This is a genomic window from Paracidovorax sp. MALMAid1276 (assembly GCF_049198005.1).
Taxonomy (GTDB): domain Bacteria; phylum Pseudomonadota; class Gammaproteobacteria; order Burkholderiales; family Burkholderiaceae_C; genus Acidovorax.
The window spans coordinates 1-4,466 of the sequence record NZ_JBMIRS010000212.1; the positions used below are offsets into that span (position 1 = coordinate 1).

Here is a 4,466-nt window from a genome sequence, read left to right on the forward strand (position 1 = left end):
ATCGCCCGATTTCACTCCAACCCTTCGGGCAAGTGCCTTGCCGGGCGGTCTGCGGCGTTGCGGCGCTTGTGGATAGCCGGGCTATCCACAGCGCACCGCGCCTGGCATCCCATCCCGGCAAGGCACTTGTGTGACCCCGAAAATATCTTGAACAGGTTCTCAGGAGGCCGCGCGTCAAGAGCGCTTCAACTGCGCATCAGCTGCATGAGCCGCGCGGCCGATTCCTCCGGGTCGGGCGCGTTCACCAGGGCGCGCACCACGGCGATGGAGCCCACGCCCGTGGCCAGCACCTGCGCAAACTGTTCGGCCCCGATCCCGCCAATCGCCACCTGCGGATAGTGGCGCAGCAGGCGGGCATACACCCCGAGCCGGCCCACGCCCTGCGGCGCTGTGGCCATCTTCTTGAGCGTGGTCGGGAACACCGCCCCCATGGCGATATAGCTGGGCCCCACGGCATCGGCGCGCACCATTTCGGCATAGCCGTGGGTGCTGACGCCCAGGCGCAGGCCCGAGCTGCGCAGCGTTTGCAGCTCGGCCGCGCTCAGCGCGTCCAGGTCTTCCTGGCCCAGGTGGATGCCATAGGCGCCGGCGTCGATGGCGGCACGCCAGTGGTCGTTGATGAAGAGCAGCGCGCCCGTGCCCTGCACGGCCTGCACTGCGGCGCGCACTTCGCGGTCGATGGCGGCGGGGTCGGCCGACTTGTAGCGCAGCTGCACCGTGGGCACGCCGGCGCGGGCCATGCGGCCCACCCAGTCCGCGTCGGGCAGCACGGCATACAGGCCCAGGTTCTGCGGGCAGGGGGCAAAGGCCTGGGCGCGGGGCAGCGGCTGCAGGCCGAAGTCTTCCGGCGCATCAGGCCAGACGCCGGGCTGCGCCTGGCCGGTGCGCTCCGCGCGGGCCTGCCACGCACGCGCCAGGCACTCGGCGTCGTGCGCGATGAAGCCCAGCGCGCTGCAGGCCTGCAGCGCGGCCAGGTAGACAGCGTCCTGCCGGGTGGGGGCGGGCACCGGCTCGGGCGAAAAGCCTGCAAAGGCGGCGGCGTGGTGCGCAAGGATGTCCTGCGCGAGGGCGGAGGTCTCAGGCATGTTGTGCGTGGTGCCAGAAAGGGGTGCCCAGCACGGGGGTGCTGGGCTGCGCGGCGTCCTGTGCGGACATGGCGCCTGCGCGGTGTGCGGCGCGCCCGGCGTTCACCGCATCGGCAAATGCACCGGCCATGGCCACAGGGTCTTGCGCCAGGGCCACGGCGGTGTTCAGCAGCACGCCGTCAAAGCCCCACTCCATCACCTGGCAGGCGTGCGACGGTAGGCCCAGGCCCGCGTCCACGAGCATCGGGACCGGAAGGCGCTCGCGCAGTGTCTGCAGCGCATAGGGGTTGACGGGGCCGCGCCCCGTGCCGATGGGCGCGGCCCAGGGCATCACGGCCTGGCAGCCCACGTCCACCAGGCGCTGGCACAGCACCAGGTCTTCGGTGCAGTAGGGCAGCACCTGAAAACCTTCCTTGATCAGGTGTTCGGCCACGCCCACCAGGTTCAAGGTGTCGGGCTGCAGGGTGTAGTCGTCGCCGATCAGCTCCAGCTTGATCCAGGGCGTGTTGAAGACCTCGCGCGCCATCTGGGCGGTGGTGATGGCCTCTTGTGCGCTGTGGCATCCGGCGGTGTTGGGCAGCACGGGCACGTTCAGCTTGCGCAACAGCTCCCAGAAGCTGTTGCCGCTTTCGGCCGGGTTGCTGCCCTGGCGGCGCAGCGAGGCGGTGACCATGGCGGGCTGGGCGCGCAACACGGCCGCTTCGAGCACGGCGGGCGAGGGGTAGCGCGAGGTGCCCAGCAGCAGGCGGCTCGCAAAGGTCTGGCCGTACAGCACCAGGGGGTCTTGGGGCGTCGGAGTGGTCATGTGTTTACTATATTTTTGATAGCTGCAAGCGCTTGATGGATAAGCGCTGAAGGCCATTTTTATTCCATATTGGGTTGCGCCGGGTCAGCCGCCGGTCACGGGCGAGATGATCTCCACGCGGTCGCCGGGCTGCAGCCGGTGGGCGGCATAGCCGGTGTTGGGCACAAAGCAGGTGTTCACGGCCACGGCAAACGGAGGGCGCGCTGCGATGGCGGCCACGGCATCGGCCACGGTGGCGCCTTCGGGCAGTTCGTGCGGGGTCTGGTTGATGGAGATGTTCATGCAAGGGCGGAAGCGGAGGCGCTGGTGGCGGCGGTCGCAGCATGGGCGGCGCTCAGGTCCAGGGCCAGGTCAAAACGTTGCGAAAGCGGCGATTGTCCCGTGTTCAGCACCTCCAGCGTCACATCGAGCATCGCCGGGGCGATCATGAAGCCATGGCGGTACAGGCCGTTGATCTCCAGCACGCGTGGGCGCGTCTGGCGGATGGCGGGCAGGTTGTCGGGCAGCGTGGGGCGGCACTGGGTGGACAGCTCCAGGATGCGGCCTTCGGCAAAGCCGGGGTGCACGGCATAGGCGGCAGACAGCAGCTCCAGCGTGGAGCGCACGCTGGCGGGCGTGCGGTCATCCGATTCGATCTCGGTCGCGCCGATCACGAACAGATGGTCTTGCTTGGGCGCGATGTAGATCGGGTAGCGCGGGTGCACCAGCCGCGTGGGGCGCTGCAGCGTCACGTCGGGCGCGTGGACGCGCGCCACCTCGCCGCGCACGCCGCGCAGCGCGCTCCACTGGCCCTTGGCGCCCAGGCCCCGGCAGTCCAGCACCCAGTCGGGCTGGCCGGGCGCGCCGGGCGTGAAGGCGTCGGGCGACTGCGGGTTGTGCCAGTGCGCGCGCACGCCCAGCCGCTGCATCTCCACCACCAGCGCCGCCAGCAGCTGGCGGTTGTCCAGCTGGCCTTCGCCGGGCAGGTACACGCCCTGGGCGAAGCGGCTGGCCAGCGCGGGCTCGGCCTGGGCGAGCGCGCTGCTGTCCAGCGTTTGCAGCGGCGGCAGTTCGGGCACGGTGCGCTGGTTGGCTGCAAGCTGGCGGGTAAGGCGCTGGGCCTCCGCCGCATCCTGGCGGTGCCACACGATGAGGGTGCCGTTCTGCTGGAAGAACACGGGCTGCGCCAGCGGCGCCAGCAGCTGCGGCCAGCGGGCGAGGGCATGGTGGCCCATGCGCACCACGCCGGGCTCGGTGATGGCGGATTCGGCCAGGGGCGCCAGCATGGCGGCAGCCACGGTGGCGGCCGAGCCTTCGGCCGCGGGGCTGCCTGCGTCGTGGATGTCCACCCGGTGGCCCTGGCGCGCCAGCTCCACCGCGAGCAGGCGGCCCATCAGGCCCGCGCCCAGGATGGCAAAGGAGGAGGAAGTGGGGGAAGTGGGCATGTCCGTCGGTGTGTCCGTGGGCTGGCAGCGTGGACAAAACGGGGCGGCGCCGCTTGAGGAAACTCCCCACGCCAGCATGACCTGGATCGGGTGCGAGGGTATCTCTCAGCCCCATGCCGTGTGGGCGGGGCACCCCTGTTTCGTCCTGATGGGGGATTACAGCACAACCCCTGTAGCGCCCGTCTTGACCTGGCGCATAGGCCATAATTTTTGCCATGACTTCCCCGACCTCGCTGCCGTCCACGCCCTCCGTGTCTTCCATGTCCTCCACGTCCTCCACGCAATCTGCGCGCCGCTATGTGCGCGTGCTCTCCATCGCGGGCTCCGACAGCGGCGGCGGCGCCGGCATCCAGGCCGACCTCAAGACCTTTGCCGCCTTGGGCTGCTACGGCATGACGGCCATCACCGCCATCACCGCGCAGAACACCTGCGGCGTCACCGGCATCCACGGCATTCCGCCCGAGATGCTCAAGGCCCAGATCGACGCCGTGGTGCACGACATCGGCGTGGATGCGGTCAAGATCGGCATGCTGCATTCGCCCGAGGTGGTGCGCGTGGTGGCCGATGCCATCCGCACCCACCAGCTGCCCCATGTGGTGCTCGACCCGGTGATGGTGGCCACCAGCGGCGACCGGCTCATTGCCGAAGACACCGTGGGCGTGCTGGTGCGCGAGCTGTTTCCGCTGGCCGAGGTGATCACCCCCAACCTGGACGAGGCCGGCTGGCTGCTGGGCCGCAAGGTCAAAGGTGTGGACGGGCTGGAAGAAGCCGCGCAGGCCCTGCGTGCGCTCGGCGCCCCGGCCGCGCTGCTCAAGGGCGGCCACCTGCCGGGCGACGACGTGGTGGACGTGCTGGCCCTGCCGGGCGGCGCCTGCCACCGCCTGGCGTCGCAGCGCATTGCCACGCACAACGGCCACGGCACGGGTTGCACGCTGTCATCGGCCATTGCCGCGCACCTGGCGCTGGGGGCGCCCCTGCCGCAGGCGGTGGCCAAGGCGCGGGCCTACATCCTGGGTGCGATTGCCGCCGGGGCCGATGTGACCACCGGCCGCGGCCACGGCCCGCTGAACCACGGCTATGCGCCCGTGGCACAGCACACCGTCTGAATTTTTTGAGTCTTTTTGGCCCTCAGCGCTTATCCATCAAGCGCTG

The 4,466-nt window shown here is 70.0% G+C and carries 5 protein-coding genes and 1 riboswitch; of the genes, 1 reads left to right on the forward strand and 4 read right to left on the reverse strand.

The features are described 5' to 3' along the window. Nucleotides 1-185: 185 nt before the first annotated feature. The 4 genes from ACOQFS_RS17160 to thiO form a co-directional block, all read right to left on the reverse strand. Nucleotides 186-1,085, reverse strand: a complete 900-nt coding sequence (locus ACOQFS_RS17160) for a thiamine phosphate synthase (RefSeq protein WP_421564040.1) — start codon at nt 1,083-1,085, stop codon at nt 186-188. Further along, nucleotides 1,078-1,890: a thiazole synthase gene (locus tag ACOQFS_RS17165; RefSeq protein ID WP_421564041.1), complete on the reverse strand. Its 813-nt coding sequence runs from the start codon at nt 1,888-1,890 to the stop codon at nt 1,078-1,080. The genes ACOQFS_RS17160 and ACOQFS_RS17165 overlap by 8 nt, the downstream gene beginning before the upstream one ends. An 84-nt stretch (nt 1,891-1,974) precedes the next feature. Next, the gene (gene thiS, locus ACOQFS_RS17170; protein WP_421564042.1) at nt 1,975-2,172 is read right to left on the reverse strand and encodes a sulfur carrier protein ThiS; all 198 of its coding nucleotides are present in this window, start codon (nt 2,170-2,172) and stop codon (nt 1,975-1,977) included. Further along, nucleotides 2,169-3,314 carry a glycine oxidase ThiO gene (gene thiO / locus ACOQFS_RS17175; protein ID WP_421564043.1) on the reverse strand — a complete coding sequence of 382 codons (1,146 nt, stop codon included), beginning with the start codon at nt 3,312-3,314 and terminating at the stop codon, nt 2,169-2,171. The genes thiS and thiO overlap by 4 nt, the downstream gene beginning before the upstream one ends. 46 nt (nt 3,315-3,360) lie before the next feature. After that, a riboswitch (TPP riboswitch) is annotated at nt 3,361-3,461 on the reverse strand. A gap of 113 nt (nt 3,462-3,574) precedes the next feature. Here thiO and thiD point away from each other — a divergent pair. Next, nucleotides 3,575-4,420: a bifunctional hydroxymethylpyrimidine kinase/phosphomethylpyrimidine kinase gene (thiD, locus tag ACOQFS_RS17180; RefSeq protein WP_421564044.1), complete on the forward strand. Its 846-nt coding sequence runs from the start codon at nt 3,575-3,577 to the stop codon at nt 4,418-4,420. The last annotated feature ends 46 nt before the right edge of the window (nt 4,421-4,466 follow it).

Excerpts from the sequence above, each read along its gene's own strand:
- thiS (WP_421564042.1), bottom strand. The coding sequence starts at position 2,172 with ATGAACATCTCCATCAACCAGACCCCGCACGAACTGCCCGAAGGCGCC.
- thiD (WP_421564044.1), top strand. The coding sequence starts at position 3,575 with ATGTCCTCCACGTCCTCCACGCAATCTGCGCGCCGCTATGTGCGCGTG.
- ACOQFS_RS17160 (WP_421564040.1), bottom strand. The coding sequence starts at position 1,085 with ATGCCTGAGACCTCCGCCCTCGCGCAGGACATCCTTGCGCACCACGCC.
- ACOQFS_RS17165 (WP_421564041.1), bottom strand. The coding sequence starts at position 1,890 with ATGACCACTCCGACGCCCCAAGACCCCCTGGTGCTGTACGGCCAGACC.
- thiO (WP_421564043.1), bottom strand. The coding sequence starts at position 3,314 with ATGCCCACTTCCCCCACTTCCTCCTCCTTTGCCATCCTGGGCGCGGGC.